16 protein-coding genes are annotated in these 16,937 nt (G+C 69.3%); 6 read left to right on the top strand and 10 right to left on the bottom strand.

Annotation, left to right across the window (positions count from 1 at the left end; translation table 11 throughout):
- Positions 1 to 120 precede the first annotated feature (120 nt).
- Positions 121 to 645 carry a plasmid fertility inhibition factor family protein gene (locus AC3AP7_RS02190; protein WP_475766012.1) on the top strand — a complete coding sequence of 175 codons (525 nt, stop codon included), beginning with the start codon at positions 121 to 123 and terminating at the stop codon, positions 643 to 645.
- Here AC3AP7_RS02190 and AC3AP7_RS02195 read toward each other — a convergent pair.
- Both AC3AP7_RS02195 and AC3AP7_RS02200 read right to left on the bottom strand, forming a co-directional pair.
- Positions 642 to 1,640, bottom strand: coding sequence for a 2-hydroxyacid dehydrogenase (locus AC3AP7_RS02195; RefSeq protein ID WP_475766011.1), 999 nt, complete (start codon positions 1,638 to 1,640; stop codon positions 642 to 644). The genes AC3AP7_RS02190 and AC3AP7_RS02195 overlap by 4 nt on opposite strands.
- Positions 1,641 to 2,022: 382 nt before the next feature.
- Positions 2,023 to 3,234, bottom strand: a complete 1,212-nt coding sequence (locus AC3AP7_RS02200) for an MFS transporter (protein WP_475766009.1) — start codon at positions 3,232 to 3,234, stop codon at positions 2,023 to 2,025.
- A gap of 316 nt (positions 3,235 to 3,550) precedes the next feature.
- On the opposite strand from AC3AP7_RS02200, the gene xdhA reads away from it, so the two are divergent.
- From xdhA to xdhC, 3 genes are read left to right on the top strand one after another with little or no spacing between them, the layout of a single operon-like run.
- On the top strand, positions 3,551 to 5,062 hold the full coding sequence (gene xdhA, locus AC3AP7_RS02205) for a xanthine dehydrogenase small subunit (RefSeq protein WP_475766007.1): 1,512 nt from the start codon (positions 3,551 to 3,553) through the stop codon (positions 5,060 to 5,062).
- A gap of 44 nt (positions 5,063 to 5,106) precedes the next feature.
- A complete protein-coding gene (xdhB, locus tag AC3AP7_RS02210) occupies positions 5,107 to 7,494 on the top strand; it encodes a xanthine dehydrogenase molybdopterin binding subunit (RefSeq protein ID WP_475766005.1) in 2,388 nt (795 codons plus the stop codon).
- A 23-nt stretch (positions 7,495 to 7,517) separates the two neighbouring features.
- On the top strand, positions 7,518 to 8,084 hold the full coding sequence (gene xdhC / locus AC3AP7_RS02215; RefSeq protein ID WP_475766003.1) for a xanthine dehydrogenase accessory protein XdhC: 567 nt from the start codon (positions 7,518 to 7,520) through the stop codon (positions 8,082 to 8,084).
- A 175-nt stretch (positions 8,085 to 8,259) separates the two neighbouring features.
- On the opposite strand, the gene AC3AP7_RS02220 is transcribed toward xdhC, so the two are convergent.
- From AC3AP7_RS02220 to AC3AP7_RS02230, 3 genes are all read right to left on the bottom strand, one after another.
- The gene (locus AC3AP7_RS02220) at positions 8,260 to 9,231 is read right to left on the bottom strand and encodes a LysR family transcriptional regulator (RefSeq protein WP_475766001.1); all 972 of its coding nucleotides are present in this window, start codon (positions 9,229 to 9,231) and stop codon (positions 8,260 to 8,262) included.
- Positions 9,232 to 9,502: 271 nt separating this feature from the next.
- Positions 9,503 to 10,144, bottom strand: coding sequence for a 2-hydroxychromene-2-carboxylate isomerase (locus AC3AP7_RS02225; protein WP_475765999.1), 642 nt, complete (start codon positions 10,142 to 10,144; stop codon positions 9,503 to 9,505).
- A gap of 164 nt (positions 10,145 to 10,308) precedes the next feature.
- Positions 10,309 to 11,796, bottom strand: a complete 1,488-nt coding sequence (locus AC3AP7_RS02230; RefSeq protein WP_475765997.1) for a TAXI family TRAP transporter solute-binding subunit — start codon at positions 11,794 to 11,796, stop codon at positions 10,309 to 10,311.
- Positions 11,797 to 12,416: 620 nt separating this feature from the next.
- On the opposite strand from AC3AP7_RS02230, the gene AC3AP7_RS02235 reads away from it, so the two are divergent.
- Positions 12,417 to 12,761: a BON domain-containing protein gene (locus tag AC3AP7_RS02235; RefSeq protein WP_475765996.1), complete on the top strand. Its 345-nt coding sequence runs from the start codon at positions 12,417 to 12,419 to the stop codon at positions 12,759 to 12,761.
- 135 nt (positions 12,762 to 12,896) lie between these two features.
- On the top strand, positions 12,897 to 13,151 hold the full coding sequence (locus AC3AP7_RS02240; RefSeq protein WP_475765994.1) for a hypothetical protein: 255 nt from the start codon (positions 12,897 to 12,899) through the stop codon (positions 13,149 to 13,151).
- 196 nt (positions 13,152 to 13,347) lie between these two features.
- Here the strand turns inward: AC3AP7_RS02240 and AC3AP7_RS02245 are convergent, their stop codons facing one another.
- The 5 genes from AC3AP7_RS02245 to AC3AP7_RS02265 form a co-directional block, all read right to left on the bottom strand.
- Entirely contained in the window at positions 13,348 to 14,136 is a 789-nt protein-coding gene (locus AC3AP7_RS02245; RefSeq protein ID WP_475765992.1) for a sulfite exporter TauE/SafE family protein, read from the bottom strand.
- 169 nt (positions 14,137 to 14,305) lie between these two features.
- Positions 14,306 to 14,947: a LysE family translocator gene (locus tag AC3AP7_RS02250; RefSeq protein WP_475765991.1), complete on the bottom strand. Its 642-nt coding sequence runs from the start codon at positions 14,945 to 14,947 to the stop codon at positions 14,306 to 14,308.
- 259 nt (positions 14,948 to 15,206) lie between these two features.
- Complete coding sequence (locus tag AC3AP7_RS02255) at positions 15,207 to 15,647, bottom strand: lytic transglycosylase domain-containing protein (RefSeq protein ID WP_475767836.1); 441 nt, start codon at positions 15,645 to 15,647, stop codon at positions 15,207 to 15,209.
- Positions 15,648 to 15,734: 87 nt separating this feature from the next.
- Complete coding sequence (locus AC3AP7_RS02260; protein WP_475765989.1) at positions 15,735 to 16,091, bottom strand: hypothetical protein; 357 nt, start codon at positions 16,089 to 16,091, stop codon at positions 15,735 to 15,737.
- A gap of 12 nt (positions 16,092 to 16,103) precedes the next feature.
- Complete coding sequence (locus AC3AP7_RS02265) at positions 16,104 to 16,499, bottom strand: hypothetical protein (protein ID WP_475767833.1); 396 nt, start codon at positions 16,497 to 16,499, stop codon at positions 16,104 to 16,106.
- Positions 16,500 to 16,937 lie beyond the last annotated feature (438 nt).

Genomic DNA, 16,937 nt, shown 5'->3' on the forward strand with positions numbered 1-16,937 from the left:
CACATTTTCTTCACGAACGGGATTTAGCGTAGTCGGCTTTTCGGCCTCGTCGCGCGTCCACGGCTTCCACCGCGTCCACCGCGTCCACCTTTTCTTGCGCCTGTGTCTTCCGCTCCTTTCATGTCCTCGTCCGCCCCGAGTCCCGACTTGCCTATCGCAGAGACCCTCTGGATCGTGCCGCTGCACGAGCATCCGTGGTACGACCATGTCCGGCTGAAGCGCGTCTTCGTCAACGACGGCTCCCGGCATCAGGTCGTGCTGGTCGACGCGCGCAAGCTGCTCGAATGCGCGGATCGCGACGAAACCGACTACGTGCTGCGGCCGGTGAGCGAGTGGCACGCCGGCAAGGTGCGCGGGATTCGCGAATTTCTCGATCCGGCCAATCCGCGCATCCCGCCGATGCCATACGTCACCGTGACGACGCGCCGCGCGGCCGGGCTGACCGGCTGGCTCGGCATCGAGAAGATCGGCGTCGTCGCGTTTCGCAACGGCCAGCATCGCGCGCGCTACATGGCCGAGGCGGGCGCGCGCTGGTTCCCGGTCGAAGTGCACGAGCGCGAGGCCGTGCTGCTGCGCGAAGTGTGCGGCGCTGCCGACGACGCCCGCACGCTGATCAGGCAGATCCACGGCGGCGACGCGCGCTAGCCGCGCGGCGCGACGAGATGGCGCGCGTTGCCGTGCTGCCACGCGGCGACGTTGCCGAGCGTGGTCTGCGCGATCTCGTTCATCGCCTCGCGCGTGAAAAACGCCTGGTGCGCGGTCACGATCACGTTCGGGAACATCAGCAGGCGCGCGAGCACGTCGTCCTGCAGCGGCAAATTCGAGTGATCCTCGAAGAAAAGGCCGCCTTCCTCCTCGTACACGTCGAGGCCCAGATGGCCGAGCTGGCCGCTCTTGAGCGCGCCGACCAGCGCGTTGCTTTCGACGAGTCCGCCGCGCCCGGTATTGATCAGCATCGCGCCGCGCTTCATTTTCGCGAGCGCGCCCGCGTCGATCAGATGATGGGTGGCCGGCACCAGCGGGCAGTGCAGGCTGACGATGTCCGCTTGCGCGAGCAGCGTATCGAGCGGCACGTAGCGCGCGCCGAGCGCGAGCAGGTCGGCGGCGGGCGTGCCGGGATCGCAGGCAAGGATCTGCATGCCGAAGCCCGCCATGATCCGGCCGAACACGCGGCCGATGATCCCGGTGCCGACGATGCCGACGCACTTGCCGTGCAGGTCGAAGCCGAGCAGTCCGTGCAGCGAGAAGTCGCCTTCGCGGGTGCGCGCCGCGGCGCGCGGCAGGCGACGGTTGAGCGCGAGAATCAGCCCCGCTGCGTGCTCGGCGACCGCGTGCGGCGAGTACGCCGGCACGCGCGCAACCGGCAGGCCGAGCCGCTGCGCGGCGCCCAGATCCACGTGATTGAAGCCGGCCGAGCGCAGCGCGATCAGCCGCGCGCCGCCCTCGCGCAGGCGCGTGAGCACCGCGGCGTCGACGCTGTCGTTGACGAACGGGCAGACCACGTCGAAGCCGTCCGCGAGCACTGCGGTTTCGTCGTCGAGGCGCGATTCCTGGAAGTGCAGGTCGAAGCCGAACGCAGCGTTGGCTTCGCGGAAGGTGTCGATGTCGTACTGGCGGCTGCTGAACAGGATCATGCGCATCGGCGACTCCGGCGGCGAGGGGGCGTGCCGATAGTCTAGGCCGGTTTGGGCGGCACTCCGGGCAATCCGGGCAATCCGGGCAATCCGGGCAATCCGGGCAATCCCGGCCCAATCCCGGCCCAATCCCGGCCCAACCCCGGCCCAATCCCGGCCCAATCCCGGCCCAATCCCGGCCCAATCCCGGCCCAATCCCGGCCCAACCCCGGCCCAATCCCGGCCCAATCCCGGCCCAATCCCGGCCCAATCCCGGCCCAATCCCGGCCCAATCCCGGCCCAATCCCGGCGCGATGCCAGGCAATGCCAGGCACTCCCGGCGCACTCCCGGCGCAATCCGCGGCAATCCCGATCCCGGGCAATCCGGGGCAACTCGCCCGCCGCCCGTTCAGATTCCCGCCGGTGCGCCCGGCGCGCGGTGATGGCGCAGATACAGCGCGGTCGACAGCGCGACCGCGGCGGCGCACGCGAGCGCCGCGAACAGGAACACCGAACCGTAGCCGAACGCGCCCGCCACATAGCCGGCAAGCGGTCCGGTGATCCCGAGCGACAGGTCGAGAAACACCGAGTACGCCGACAGCGCCGCGCCGCGGCTGGCCGGCGGCACGAGCCCGACCGCCTCGACGCCGAGCGCCGGAAATACCAGCGCGAAGCCGAAGCCCGTCAGCGCGGCGCCGGCGAGCGCGACGTGCGGCAGCGGCGCGAGCCACAGCATCAGCAGGCCGACGCATTCGCACGAAAAACACGCAATCGCCACGCGAAAGCCGCCGTAGCGCTTGATCGTATTGGCAAACAGCAGCCGCGCGCCGATGAACATCGTGCCGAACACCGTCAGCGACAGCGCCGCGTTCGGCCAGTGCCGCGCCGCGTAGAACAGCGTGATGAACGTCGCGATCGAGCCGAAACCGGCCGAGCCGAGCGCGAGCCCCAAGCCGTGCGGCAGCACCCGCATGAACACGCTGCGGTACGACATCCGTTCGCCATGCACGATCGGCACCGCTTCGATCGCCCGCGTGAGGCGGTAGCCGAGCGCCGCGAGCGCGATCACGACGATGCCGAGCGTCGCGAAGCCGAGCGTGCGCGCGATCGCCACGCCGAGCGGCGCGCCGATCGCGAGCGCGCCATAGGTCGCGATGCCGTTCCACGAGATCACCTTCGCGTTGTGCGAGACGCCGACGCGGCCGATCCCCCACAGGATCGCGCCGGTGCCGCACAGGCTTTCGCCGCAGCCGAGCACGAGCCGGCTCATCGCGAGCAGCGTCAGGCTGAGCTCGGGCCAGTGGCCGGCGAGCGCCGCGAGCAGCAGCAGCGCGCCGCTCGCGCCGCAGCCGATCAGCCCGAGCGCGACCGTGCGCTTCGGCCCGAGCGTGTCGGCCGTGCGGCCGGCCAGCGCGCGCGACGCGAGCGTCGCGAGATACTGGATGCTGATCGCCGCGCCGGCCATCACCGTGCTGAAGCCCAGATCGTCGTGCACGTAGCCCGGCAGCACCGCGAGCGGCAGGCCGATCGCCAGATAGCAGATAAACGTGAAAAAGACGACCTGAACGATCTGTAAGGTAGTGGCGAATTCGCTGCGCGAAGAGGCGGAGTCGGCGGACATGGGGAAAACCAGACTTGAAATCGGCGGGAAGCGCGTGATTGTCCCATGGAACCGTTTCGCGTGCAGGACCTGCTTAATAACGCAGCCGGTATCCTGCGACGGATTGACCGCTTTGCCGCAGATGCGGCCAGAATACGGTAAAGCCGCCGCCGGAAGGGTCTGTCCGCGTGCGGCAACGCCCGCCGGCATATCGTTGCGACGATATGTCCCGCATGCGATTCGGGCTATGGGTTGCATTGATTGACAGTGATAGCTTTCGAACCGTCACTGCAGAAAGGTCCGCACGCGGATCCAGAACAACCGGGAGTCAAGCCAGATGAGCCAGCCGATCCGCTTTTATCACCGCAACGCGATTCGTGAAATCGCCGATGCGCCCGTTACCCGCACCGTGCTGCAGTATCTGCGCGAAGACGCGCGCTGCACCGGCACGAAGGAGGGCTGTGCGGAAGGCGATTGCGGCGCGTGCACGGTGGTGCTCGGCGAGCGCAACGCGGCCGGCGGCGTCGACTTCAAGGCGGTCAACGCGTGCATCCAGTTCCTGCCGACGCTCGACGGCCGCGCGCTCTTCACGGTCGAGGATCTGCGCCAGCCGGACGGCTCGCTGCACCCGGTGCAGCAGGCGATGGTCGACTGCCACGGCTCGCAGTGCGGCTTCTGCACGCCGGGCTTCGTGATGTCGATGTGGGCGCTCTACGAAAAGCATGGCCACGAGCATCAGTGCGCGAACCGCACGGGGCCCGCGCGCGACGAGATCAGCGACGCGCTGACCGGCAACCTGTGCCGCTGCACCGGCTACCGGCCGATCGTCGACGCCGCGGTGCGGATGTTCGACGCGCCCGCGCCGCGCGCGCCGCTCGACGTCGCCGCGCTGTCGGCGACGCTCGCGACGCTGGCGCGCAGCGACACGTTCCACTACGAGCACGCCGGCCAGCGCTTCGACGCGCCGCGCAGCACCGCGGCGCTCGCGCAGATCAAGGCCGCGCAGCCGGCGACGCGCATTCTCGCGGGCAGCACCGACATCGGCCTGTGGGTGACCAAGCAGATGCGCGCGCTCGGCGACATCGTCTACGTCGGGCAGATCGACGAACTGCAGCGCGTCGACGTGAGCGACGAATGGATCTCGATCGGCGCGGGCGTGACCGTCGAGACGGCCTACGCGGCGCTCGCGCAGCCCTATCCCGAGCTCGCGCAGATGTGGAAGCGCTTTGCGTCGCTGCCGATCCGCAACGCCGGCACGCTGGGCGGCAACATCGCGAACGGCTCGCCGATCGGCGATTCGATGCCGGGGCTGATCGCGCTCGGCGCGCGCGTGATCGTGCGCGGCGGCGACATCGAGCGCGAGATGCCGCTCGAAGACCTGTACCTCGCGTACCAGAAGAAGGACATGGCCGAGCACGAATTCGTCGTCGGCCTGAAGGTGCCGACGCGCACCGGCGCGCGCCGCAATCTGCAGTTCCGCACCTACAAGCTGTCGAAGCGTTTCGATTCGGACATCTCGGCGGTGTGCGCGGCGTTCTCGTTCATCGCGGACGGCAGCGTGATCCGCGAGCCGCGCATCGCGTTCGGCGGGATGGCCGCGACGCCGAAGCGCGCGAGCCGCGCCGAAGCCGTGCTGGGCGACGCCGAATGGCACGAGGCGACCGCCCAGGCCGCCATGATCGCGCTCGGCGAGGACTACGCGCCGCTCACCGACATGCGCGCGACCAGCGACTACCGGCTCGAAGCGGCGAAGAACACGCTCTACCGCTTCTGGCTCGAAACGCGCCCGCACAATCCGCTTTTGCCGGGTGCGCTCGACGTGCGCGCGGTCGAAGCCGCAAGCGCCTGACGCAGTCCGCTGCGCCGTTATCCGGATACGGGAGAACCATTCGAATGAACCAGCAAGCAGAACCGTTCCTGAAAGACGCCCAGGAGCGCGAGGACTTTACCCAGGTGCACGTGTCGCGTCCGCACGAATCCGCGCATCTGCATGTGAGCGGCCGCGCCACCTACACCGACGACATTCCGGTGCTCGCCGGCACGCTGCACGCGGCGCTCGGCCTGTCGACGAAAGCGCATGCGAAGATCGTGTCGATGTCGCTCGACAAGGTGCGCGCGACGCCGGGCGTCGTCGCGGTGCTGACTGCGGGCGACATCCCGGGCGTGAACGACCTCGGCCCGATCATCCACGGCGACGACCCGATTCTGGCCGATACGCTCGTGCAGTACGTCGGCCAGCCGATGTTCATCGTCGTCGCGACCTCGCACGAGATCGCGCGGCTCGCGGCGCGACGCGCCGACGTCGCGTACGAGGAACTGCCCGCCATCCTCACCGCACAGGGCGCGCGCGCGGCGAACCAGTCGGTGCTGCCGCCGATGCACCTCGCGCGCGGCGACGCCGGCGCGAAGATTGCCCGCGCCGCGCATCACGATGCCGGCGAGATGCTGCTCGGCGGCCAGGAGCAGTTCTACCTCGAAGGCCAGATTTCGTATGCGGTGCCGAAGGACGACGACGGCATCCATGTCTACTGCTCGACGCAGCACCCGACCGAAATGCAGCACGCGGTCGCGCACGCGCTGCATGTGCCGTCGCACAACGTGCTGATCGAGTGCCGCCGGATGGGCGGCGGCTTCGGCGGCAAGGAATCGCAGTCGGCGCTGTTCGCGTGCTGCGCGGCGGTCGCCGCGTGGAAGCTGCTGTGCCCGGTCAAGCTGCGTCCGGACCGCGACGACGACATGATGATCACCGGCAAGCGGCACGATTTCCACTACCGCTATGAAGTGGGCTTCGACGACACGGGCCTGATCGAAGGCGTGACGGTCGACATGACCTCGCGCTGCGGGTACTCGGCCGACCTGTCCGGCCCGGTGATGACGCGCGCGGTGTGCCACTTCGACAACGCGTACTGGCTGCCCGACGTATCGATCGACGGCTTCTGCGGCAAGACCAACACGCAGTCGAACACCGCGTTCCGCGGCTTCGGCGGCCCGCAGGGGGCGTTCGCGATCGAGTACATCATCGACAACGTCGCGCGCGCGCTCGACGTCGATTCGCTCGACGTGCGCCGCCGCAACCTGTACGGCAAGACCGAGCGCAACCAGACGCCGTACGGGCAGGTCGTCGAGGACAACGTGATCCACGAGCTGATCGACGAGCTCGAGGCGACCAGCGGCTATCGCGCGCGCCGCGCCGCGGTGCGCGAGTTCAACGCGCGCAACGACGTGCTGAAGAAGGGCATCGCGCTCACGCCGGTGAAGTTCGGCATTGCGTTCAACGTCACGCACTTCAACCAGGCCGGCGCGCTCGTGCACATCTACACGGACGGCTCGGTGCTCGTGAATCACGGCGGCACCGAGATGGGGCAGGGGCTGAACACGAAGGTCGCGCAGGTCGTCGCGCACGAACTCGGCGTGAGCTTCGCGCGCGTGCGGGTCACGGCGACCGACACCAGCAAGGTGGCGAACACGTCGGCGACCGCGGCGTCGACCGGCTCGGACCTGAACGGCAAGGCCGCACAGGACGCCGCGCGCCAGCTGCGCGAGCGGCTCGCCGCGTTCGCCGCCGAGCGCTACGGCGCGGGCGCGGTGAGCGCCGCGGACGTGCGCTTCGCGTACGACAACGTGCGCGTCGGCGACGCAGTGGTGCCGTTCGAGGAAGTGATCGCGAAGGCCTACGTCGCGCGCGTGCAGCTGTGGTCCGACGGCTTCTACGCGACGCCGAAGCTCTACTGGGACCAGTCGAAGCTGCAGGGCCGCCCGTTCTACTACTACTCGTATGGCGCGGCGGTGTCCGAAGTGGTGATCGACACGCTCACCGGAGAAATGCGCGTGCTGCGCGCGGACGCGCTGCACGACGTCGGCGCGTCGCTGAATCCGGCGCTCGACGTGGGCCAGGTCGAGGGCGGCTTCATCCAGGGGATGGGCTGGCTCACGACCGAGGAGTTGTGGTGGAACCCGGGCGGCAAGCTGATGACGCACGCGCCGTCGACGTACAAGATTCCGACCGTCAACGACACGCCGCCGATCTTCGACGTGCGCCTGTTCAGGAACCGCAACGCGGAGGACAGCATCCATCGCTCTAAGGCGACCGGCGAGCCGCCGCTGCTGCTGCCGTTCTCGGTGTTCTTCGCGATTCGCGACGCGGTGGCGAGCGTCGCCGACTACAAGGTCAACCCGCCGCTGAACGCGCCGGCGACCGCCGGGGAAATCCTGCGCGCGGTGCGCGCCGTGCGCAACGCCGGCGCGGACGACACGCCGCGCGTGCCGGCGGCGGCGCGCTAGGCGCACACGGGCGGAGCATGGCGATGAATACGGAAAGCTTCATTCAGGTGGGCAGGCGCAGCGGCCATGCGGCCTCGCGTCCCGCGCCGCTGCACGTGGTGCTGTTCGGCGCGGGGCACGTCGGCCACGCGCTGATCGCGCTGCTCGGGCAACTGCCGTGCGTGGTCCAGTGGGTCGACGAGCGCGACGAGCTGTTTCCCGACGAAGTGCCGGCAAACGTGCAGCTCGAGCCCACCGACACGCCCGAGGCGATCGTCGACACGGCGCCGCCCGGCGCGTACTTTCTGGTGATGACGCATAACCACGCGCTCGATTTCACGCTGACCGAGCGCATCATGCGGCGGCGCGACTTTGCGTACTTCGGGCTGATCGGCTCGAAGACCAAGCGCGTGAAGTTCGAACGCAGGCTGCTGGAGCGCGGGGTCGACGCGGAGCGGCTGGCCGAAATCGTCTGCCCGATCGGCGTGGCGGGGATCGTCGACAAGGCGCCGCCGTCGATTGCAGTGGCGGTGTGCGCGGAGCTGCTGCAGGTGCGCACGCGCCAGCGTGGCTGCGCGGCGCCGCCGCGCGCGTTGTGCGCGAACGCCTGAGCCGGCCACACGGGCGGCGCCGGGTGCGCTCGCATGTACTGCTACTGCTACTGCTACTGCTACTGCTACTGCTACTGCTACTGCTACTGCTACTGCTACTGCTACTGCTACTGCTACTGCTACTGCTACTGCTACTGCTCCGGCCGCTTTCGCGGCCGGTGTCGTTTTCAGGCTTTCAGGTTTTCAGGCTTTCACGCGTGGCGCGCTTTGCGCGCCGCGGCCGCTGTGCGACGAGCGCATCCGATACCTCGGCCATCAGCGCCCGCAGCCACGCGAGGTCGCTTGGCCGGTCCGCCTGCATATGCCAGAGCTGATAGGAACGGATGCGCGGAAACGGAATCGGCACGTCGACGACCGCGAGCGGCAGCATGCCGGCGTAGTGGATCGCAAAGCGGCGCGTCGTCGTGAAGATCAGATCGGATTGCAGCAGCACCTGCGGCACGAGCCCGAAATACGGCAGCGTCATCACGATGTGCCGGTCCGCGCGCGCCCGCGCGAAGCCCACGTCGATCGCGCCGACGCGCGCGCCGCTGTAGGGCGTCGGCGCCAGATGCGGCGCGGCGAGGTAGGTCTCGCGCGTGAGCGGCGCGCGCGCGAGCGGATGATCCGCGCGCATCATGCAGACCACCGTATCCGAGAACAGGTCGCTGCGCGCGAAGCGCGGGTCGGGCTTCGGCCAGTTGCCGATCACCAGATCCAGTTCGCCGCGATCGAGCGCGGCGGTGTGATCGAGCGTCGGATTCAGCGAATCGATTTCGAGCCGCGCGTACGGCGCGGCTTCGCGAAAGCGCGCGATCACGGTCGGCATGAAGAAGTCGTTCAGGTAATCCGGCGCGGCGACGCGGAAGATGCGCCGCGAGCGGCCCGGATCGAACTCGCCGTGCGGCGTGGCGACGAAATCGACGTCGCGCAGCACGCGCTGCGCCGATTCGAGCAGCGACTCGCCGTACTCGGTCGGCACCATGCCGGCCTTGCCGCGCACGAGGATCGGGTCGTTCAGGGTCTCGCGCAGCTTGCGCAGCGCGGTGCTGATCGCGGGCTGCGTCTGGTTCAGGCGCAGCGCCGTCTGGGTGACGCTGCGCTCGACGAGCAGCGTACGCAGCACGCGTACGAGCCAGATATCGAGGGTGGCGGCGGTGTCGTCCATCTTGGCTGGGGGCAACGGCTCCGGTTCGGCTGGCGGCCCCGGGTGCGGGGTTGCGCGGGTGAGCGGGTGCGCGAATCGTGCGCGCAACGGGAGCGAAGCAGGTGCGAAGCCTATACCTTAGGCCTCTTTGTACCCCATTGGCCATAGCGGACGCGCTATGACCGGGATCAAGCGGCGCCGGACCCGGCTGCCGCTGCGCGCGGACCCGGGGTCCGCGCGCAGCCGGGCGGGCTGCTCAGGGCGTCGTGCGAGGCGTCACCCGATGCGCTGCTCAGGGCGTCGCGCTGGCCGGCAGCGTGCTGATCCGCTTCACTTCCTTCGATTCGAGCCAGTTCGGCGTGCGCGCGCAATACAGCACCATCGGCAGCGCGTCTTCGCCCCAGAACAACTGCTTGTTGAGCCAGAAGGTCGGCACGCCGAATACGCCGAGCGCGAGCGCGTCGGCCGTATTGCGGCGCAGTTGCGCCTTCACGTCTTCGCGCTCGATCAAGGCGGGGCCGTCGGGCACGCCGATGCGCTCGCACAGCGCGGCAAAGCCCGCCTCGCTCGACGGATCGCGGCCCTCGCGCCAGATGAAGCGGAACATCTCGCGCACCGTCGGCACGTCGGCTTTGGCCGCGACCGCGAGCCGCAGCGCCTTGTCCGAATCGAACGGATGGGCCGGCGGCATGCGGAACGGAATGCCGAGCTGGTCCGCGCGAAACAGCGCGTGACGGTACATGTACACGCGCTTGGCCGGAATGCTGTACGACGGCCGCTGGCCCCACTGCTGATACAGGTCGTTCAGCGCGACCGGCGTGAAGCCGAACGGGAAGCCCGGCCATTTCTCATACTGTTCGAGCAGCAGGTACGTGAACGGCGAGACGAAGTCGTAGAACCACAGCGGGCGGGTGACGTCGATGCCATCGGTCATGAGGGAACTCCCGGAATGCCTGGATTGGGCGGCCGCGGCGTACCGATTCGCACCGCATCGCCTGGTTTTGACGTGATCTTACGCAATGCGGCAGCCGCTTGCGAGGGTCTTGCGAGATCGGGTTGCGCGCGCGGGTGAGGCGGCGCGGCGGTGGGCTGCCCGGGTCAGTCGCTTCTCGACCCGACGGGGTCCGGCGCAGCGGGCGCATCGGGCGCATCGGGCGCGTCCGACACATCGGACACATCGGACACATCGGGCGCCGCGTGGGCGCCGGCCGGCGCGTGGGCCGCCGCGCGCGCCCGCGCGCGGGTCGTCTCGCGGCCTTGCGTGAGCCGCTCGCGCACGAAGCCGATATGCTCGCGCAGCACATAGAACTGGTCGGCGTAGGCGAGCGGCATCTTCAGCCCGTTGACCGATTCCTCGATCGCGTCGAGGCGCCGCACCAGTGCTTCGCGCTCGCTCGCACTCGCGTCGCTGAGCGCGCCGCGCTCGATTGCGATCAGCCCGCCGTACCAGCGATAGATGCGCGAGCGCACCCGCCACGCGTACAGCGACGGCACGACGCGCAGCGCCGGCACCAGCACCACCACGAGCGGCACGACCACCACCAGCAGCCGGTCGACGAGGCTCGCGATCCAGAACGGCAGCGTCCGGTACAGGAAGCTCTTGCCGGACTTGTAGTAACGCGCGGCGTCGTCGCTGATCGGGAAGTCGCGCGCGAGCGGCGCGGGGAATTCGCCGGCCCGCTGCAGTACGCCTGCCTTGCCGTGCACTTCGCGAGCCGCCTCGATCAGCAGGTCCGACAGCGCCGGATGCAGCGAGTCGCGCGCGACCAGCTCCTCGGTCGGCGCGACCATCTCGATCGGCGCGGACGGCAGGTTCGCGCCGAGATCGAAGGCGCCCATCGGAATGTGCACCTGGGTCAGATAGGGAAAGCGGCGCGCATAGGCTTCGGCCTGGGTGAAGTTGTAGAAGCGTACGTTCGGCGTCCGGTAGAGCCGGCCCATCACCGGCGGCTGCGCGGAGTCGCCCGTCAGGAATGCGGCGTCGACCTTGCCGGAAATCAGCGCATCGGCGGCGGCGTCGCCGGACAGCGGCAGCAGCGTGGTCGAGCCGCCCGGCTCGATGCCGTTCGCCTTCAGCAGCGCAAGCGCGAGGGCGCGCGTGCCGCTGCCCTGCGCGCCGATCGCCAGACGCTTGCCCCTGAAACCGGACAGCCGCGTGACGACGGGGCCGTGATAGAAGATCGCGAGCGGCACATAGGCGACGCTGCCGAGCGACATCAGGCCGGCGCGGTCCGCGGCGGGCGCGATGCCGTCCTGCACGAAACCGACGTCGACGTGGCTGTGAGGATCCGCGAGGCGCCGCAGATTCTCGTCCGAGCCCTCGGATGTCAGCACCTTCAGCGTGATGCCGTTGCGCGCGAGAATCGCCTTGTATTTCTGCGCGGCATTCCAGAACGAACTGCCCTCGGGGCCGGCGGTGATCGTCAGCGTGTCGGGCGGCGCCGGCTGGATCAGCCGCACGGCGAGCCAGACCGCGGCGACCGCCAGCAGCGCGATGGGTCCGAACGATACCGCGAGATCCCGCCAGGAGATCGCGACGAAGCGTGCGACGAGACGAACGGGTTTGCGGCCGGAGGGAGACTTCATCGCAGCGGGTGACGGTCGGCAGGTTTCAGGAGCGAGGTGGTGCGCGCGGCGGTGCCGACGCGCGCGCGCCGGCGTGTTCGCGCCGATGGTACATGAGAATGCCGGCGTATCCGTGGCACGCCGGAATGGGGGGGCGACAAATGCGTAACAAATCGTGAACCGCGCGGGGATGGCAGATGGCAGGCGCGGGGACGGCACAGGAGCGGGCACAGGAGCGGCACAGGGAAGGCACACGAACAGCGCGAGTCTCGGGTCACAGTGACCCGAGCCGCCCGCGAAAGCGCCCCCTGCGCCGCCTGCCGCACCGCGCAAATCTTTTGCGCTTCTCCGGGACCTGAACTACATTGAGCTTCGCTGCCGATGTAAAACGTTTGCGCGAGCCGACCCGGCACAGCACGGCACGACACAGCAGAACCGGGCGGATCACGAATCGGTGCGGCATGCATCCGGGTGCGCTGCGGCTCGTTGCGCCCGCGCATTTCCCTTGTCTCTCGCACGTGGTGTCCAGGTTCTGGCCGACGGGTTTCCCGCCGCGCGTTCGCGCGTCGCGCTTCGGCTAACGGAAGTCGTAACGAAGCCGCTTGTCGGACGCGGCCATAACCGAAGTAAAAGGAGAGATCATGAAATCGATCGGTTTTCTGAAGGCCCTGGTAGGGGCGGTTGCGCTGGTCGTGGCGTGCAGCAGCTATGCGCAGACGAATCCGGCGTCGGGTGCGATGGCGCCGCACAGCACGAAGATGATGAAGAAGGCGAACCGCCAGCTCGGCCGCAAGGTGCGCTCGGCGCTCTCGAAGGCGCAAGGGGTCAGTGTGGCGAACATCGCGGTGCGCGCGCGCGGCGGTGCGGTCACGTTGACGGGCTCGGTGCCCGATCAGGCGCAGGTGGACAAGGCGGGCGAGATCGCGAAGTCGGTGGACGGCGTGACGTCGGTCACCAACAAGCTGACCGTGGTGGTGCCGCACTAAAAAACGGGGCAAGCTGCGCGCGACGCGGTCGCGCGCAGCTTGTGCGACGGGCGTATCGGAGCGCCGGTGCGCTGTGACACACAAATTTCCCGGCTAAAGGCGTAGTCTGAATGCATCGAACCGGAGTGATTCATCATGGACACGGTGCTTCAGCATTACACCGACCTGCCGATCGGGGAGCGGGCGGCTTTCGAACTGGTGTGCGCGCGGCACGGCTTCGCCCCCGCGCACTTCGAGATCACCGGGATGCCGGATCCTGACGATGTCGAGCATCACCGCAGGCTCGTCACGGTGCGGCGCGGCGGCTGGGCCCAATCGTATCGCGCGGACGAAAACGGTTACTGGGTGCGCGAATTCGAAACCGATCTGAATTGCCGCTTCTTCCGCTGACGCTTGCGGCTTGTGGTTTGCTGCCGCAAGCCGCAAGCCGCAAGCCGCAAGCCGCAAGCCGCAAGCCGCAAGCCGCAAGCCGCAAGCCGCAAGCCGCAAGCCGCAAGCCGCAAGCCGCAAGCCGCAAGCCGCAAGCCGCAAGCCGCAAGCCGCAAGCCGCAAGCCGCAAGCCGCGTCGGCGGCGCGCTGCGGGCGCTCAGGCCATGACCAGCCGGACCCCCACCAGCATCAGCGTGGCGGCGAGCACGTTGCGCAGCAGCGCGTCCGGCGCGCGCGACGACAGGAGGCTGCCGAGCGCGATGCCCGGCAGCGAGCCGACCAGCAGCGACAGCAGCATCGGCCAGTTGATCGAGCCGAGCAGCCAGTGGCCGGCGCCCGCGAGCAGCGTGAGCGGCACGGCGTGCGCGATGTCGGAGCCGACGACGCGCGTCGTCGACAGCCGCGGATAGAGCAGCAGCAGCACGGTCACGCCGATCGCGCCCGCGCCCACCGACGTGAGCGACACCAGCACGCCGAGTATCGCCCCCGTCAGCAGCGTCAGCCCGAACGTGGTCGCCTCGCGGGGCGCGCGGGTGCGTCCGGTGGCCAGTTTCGCGAGCTGCGGCCGGAACACCAGCGCAAGCGACGTGATCAGCAGCGCCGCGCCGAGCACCACCTGGATCAGGCTGCTCGCGCCGGGCGTGTTCATCCCGTAACGGTGCAGCAGGATCAGCGTGACGGTGGCCGCCGGCACGCTGCCGGTCGCGAGCCGCAGCGTCACGCGCCAGTCCACCGAGCCTTTCAGGCCGTGCACGAGCGTGCCGGTTGCCTTGGTGGCGGCGGCGTACAGCAGGTCGGTGCCCACTGCGGTGGCCGGATGCACGTGGAACAGCAGCACGAGGATCGGCGTCATCAGCGAGCCGCCGCCGACGCCCGTCAGTCCGACCAGAAAGCCGACGAACAGGCCCGATACGGTGTAGAGAAGGTCAATATGGGGAAGTGCCATGGGCGGCCCGGGCGGGTCGGATAGGGTTGGCGGCGCGGCCGGCCGGCACGCATGGCGGGTGCAGGCTCGGTGCGGCGGGCGCCCGGGGCGGACGCGGACAAAGCCGCTATTGTCGCAAAACTGCGGCGCGCTTGCCGGTCCACCCCTGGGACCGGCAGGGCCATGCGACTCAGAGCGCGCGCCGCATCTCGATCAGGCCGAACACCGCGAGGCCCACACCGACCGCGCGGTCGATCCACGCGCGCACGCGGCTGCCGAGCGCATGGCGCGCGAGCGACACGCCGCTCACGAGACTGCACCACCAGGCGATCGAGCCGCAGAATACGCCGGCGACCGTCGTGAGCGCGAGGGCCGGCGAGAACGCGCCGCGCGGCGCGAGCGTCGTGAAGAGCGCGGCGAACATGATGACGGTTTGCGGGTTCGTCAGCGTCAGCAGCAGCGCGCTCGCGTACGCGCGTGCGACGCCGGCGCGGCTCGCGCGCAGCGGGGCGGCTCCAGCGGGGCGCGCGGCGTCGGCGGGCGGGGCCCGGTGTCCCAGCGCGCGCAGCCCGAGATACAGCAGGACCAGGCCGGCGGCGACGTGCAGCGGCCGATCGTGCGCAAGCATGAAGTGCGACAGCCCGACCAGCCCCAACGCGGCGACGAGTCCGTAGAGCGCGTCGCCGCTCGCGATGCCGAAGCCGACCGCGAGCCCGGCGCGCGGGCCCTCGGCGAGCGTACGGCGGATGCACAGCATGCCCATCGGGCCGATCGGTGCGGCGACGGCGAGACCGACGCCCGCGGCGGTGAGAAAGAGTGCGGTATGCGACATGCGATGTCCTCGATCGGTGCGGCGGGGCGGTTGTGCGACGCTTCAGCATAGCGGGGCCGGCGGCTGCCGGCAATGACGGCATGCCGCGCGCGCAGGGCTATCCGCGCGGAAGATCGGGTTGCGCAAATAATCAGGAATGCAGATTGATCGTGTTCGGGCCGGCGACGACGCGACCGGAATGACGCCCGCACTCGTGCGCGCGCCGTGTCGCGCGCACGTTGCCCGGCGCCGGGCGCATCCAGCGCGGCGAGGGCCCCGGTCAGCGCGCCGGCTGCAGGTCGCCCCAGCTCACCAGCACCCGCTGGATATTGCGCGCATAGGCGTCGCGCTCCTTCGGCGATTCGGAATGGTAGGCGCCGACCGCGCGCCACGTGTTGCCGTATTTCACCATCTTCTGTTTCAGCAGCCATGCAGCGACGTAGACGTTCACGCACGGATCGGTCAGCGCGCGGTGCGGAATCCCTGCACGCGCGAGATCGGGGAAATGCACCGAGTTGATCTGCAACTGCCCGACGTCGATCGATCCGTCGGCATTGCGGTTGATCGCGGACGGGTCGCCCTTCGATTCGAACCAGGCGAGCGCGCGCAGGATCAGCGGATTGACGCCCTGATAGGCGGCGGCCTGCTCGAAGCAGTCGTTCGACGGTTGCGCGTGTGCGATGCGCGCGCATGACGCGATCGCGACGCCGGCCAGCAGCAGCGCGAACGCGCGCGACGCGACCGGCCGCGCGGGCGCAGCGGCGCCGGGATTGCGGGTCGACACGAGTCGTTCCTCCATGGATGGGCGTTATCTGAGCAGCGCGAGATCGAGCTGGCGGTCGACGTCGCTCAGATAGGCACGCGACGCATCCGACACGACGAGCCGCGCGGGCGGCGCCGCGACGCGCCGTTCCTCGCGCTCGCGCTTCCAGCGGCGCTTTTTCGGGCCGCGGCGCGGCGACGGGTCGTCGGTGTCGGCGCTGCCGGCCGGCAGCATCGCGAGCGTCGGCAGCGGCGGATACACGGTGTCGGCGGCGGCGACCGGATGCACGGCGCCGGGCGGCGCGGCTGGCGCGACGCCGCCCGCTTCGCCCGCGAAAGCAGCCGAAGCGGCGAGCAGCGCGACGAGCGCCACGGGCACGATGAGCACGAGGAAGCGGGGCATGCGGTGACTCCGTTATTCGGTCGGCCTGATCGTCACGCTGTACGGCTGGTTCGCACCGGCCGTCAGGTTGTCGAGGCTCAGGTGCGCGTCGTGCTGCGGCGGCACGCCTTTCCAGATCGCCGCGTTCAGATACGGGAAATCCTGTGCGAGCGCGGTCACGAGTATCGTGGTCGGCTGCTTTTGCGCAGCCGCGAGCGCCCCCGCCTTGGCGAGCACCGCCGACAGTTGCGGGTCATGGGCGCCGAGCGCATCGGGCGGGATCGTGAAGCGGATGATCTCGCTCGTCGCCGGCGGCGTGGCCGGCTGGACTTTCGCAACCGGCTGCAAGGGCGCGCAGCCGGCCAGCGCGAGCAGCGCCACAAAAGAGCACAGCGAGGACCACAGCGAGAACCACAGCGAGAACCACAGCGGCTTCACGAGTCGCTCCTCCGTCGAATGTAATGAACGTCCGTACACGCGATGTCGGCATGCGCGCGAAGCAACTTGATACGCATGCCGCAAACGTTTGGCAAAAAAGAAAACGTCTCTCAGGAACGGGGCGACGGCCTTCAATCGTTAGCTGACTGACAGCCGTCGCGAGGCGAACCTGCTCTGCGAACGCGACGCGGCGCGAGGGTACGAATGATCGGACGAATGCGCGCGCCCGGGCCGCGCGCGCTGCGTGACGCACTGCTGCAACGTGCGACACCGGACCGCGCGGCCGGAACGGACCGTGTCGCGCGCCGCTGCGGCCGGCCCGGCGGATTGCGTCGCAAACGCAGCACGCATGCGCGTTCCGGCGAATTCACCGGGCGCGCGGATAGGCCGGTTGCCGCGTCCGGCGCACCAAAACAGGGCGCTCGCGCC

The organism is Paraburkholderia sp. PAMB 6770 (genome assembly GCF_057748135.1).

What these genes read in the sequence shown, in the direction of transcription:
- AC3AP7_RS02260 (WP_475765989.1), bottom strand. Translation starts at nt 16,091, where the DNA reads ATGCCCCGCTTCCTCGTGCTCATCGTGCCCGTGGCGCTCGTCGCGCTG.
- AC3AP7_RS02240 (WP_475765994.1), top strand. Translation starts at nt 12,897, where the DNA reads ATGGACACGGTGCTTCAGCATTACACCGACCTGCCGATCGGGGAGCGG.
- AC3AP7_RS02245 (WP_475765992.1), bottom strand. Translation starts at nt 14,136, where the DNA reads ATGGCACTTCCCCATATTGACCTTCTCTACACCGTATCGGGCCTGTTC.
- AC3AP7_RS02250 (WP_475765991.1), bottom strand. Translation starts at nt 14,947, where the DNA reads ATGTCGCATACCGCACTCTTTCTCACCGCCGCGGGCGTCGGTCTCGCC.
- AC3AP7_RS02220 (WP_475766001.1), bottom strand. Translation starts at nt 9,231, where the DNA reads ATGGACGACACCGCCGCCACCCTCGATATCTGGCTCGTACGCGTGCTG.
- xdhB (WP_475766005.1), top strand. Translation starts at nt 5,107, where the DNA reads ATGAACCAGCAAGCAGAACCGTTCCTGAAAGACGCCCAGGAGCGCGAG.
- AC3AP7_RS02235 (WP_475765996.1), top strand. Translation starts at nt 12,417, where the DNA reads ATGAAATCGATCGGTTTTCTGAAGGCCCTGGTAGGGGCGGTTGCGCTG.
- xdhA (WP_475766007.1), top strand. Translation starts at nt 3,551, where the DNA reads ATGAGCCAGCCGATCCGCTTTTATCACCGCAACGCGATTCGTGAAATC.
- AC3AP7_RS02230 (WP_475765997.1), bottom strand. Translation starts at nt 11,796, where the DNA reads ATGAAGTCTCCCTCCGGCCGCAAACCCGTTCGTCTCGTCGCACGCTTC.
- AC3AP7_RS02200 (WP_475766009.1), bottom strand. Translation starts at nt 3,234, where the DNA reads ATGTCCGCCGACTCCGCCTCTTCGCGCAGCGAATTCGCCACTACCTTA.
- AC3AP7_RS02190 (WP_475766012.1), top strand. Translation starts at nt 121, where the DNA reads ATGTCCTCGTCCGCCCCGAGTCCCGACTTGCCTATCGCAGAGACCCTC.
- xdhC (WP_475766003.1), top strand. Translation starts at nt 7,518, where the DNA reads ATGAATACGGAAAGCTTCATTCAGGTGGGCAGGCGCAGCGGCCATGCG.
- AC3AP7_RS02195 (WP_475766011.1), bottom strand. Translation starts at nt 1,640, where the DNA reads ATGCGCATGATCCTGTTCAGCAGCCGCCAGTACGACATCGACACCTTC.
- AC3AP7_RS02225 (WP_475765999.1), bottom strand. Translation starts at nt 10,144, where the DNA reads ATGACCGATGGCATCGACGTCACCCGCCCGCTGTGGTTCTACGACTTC.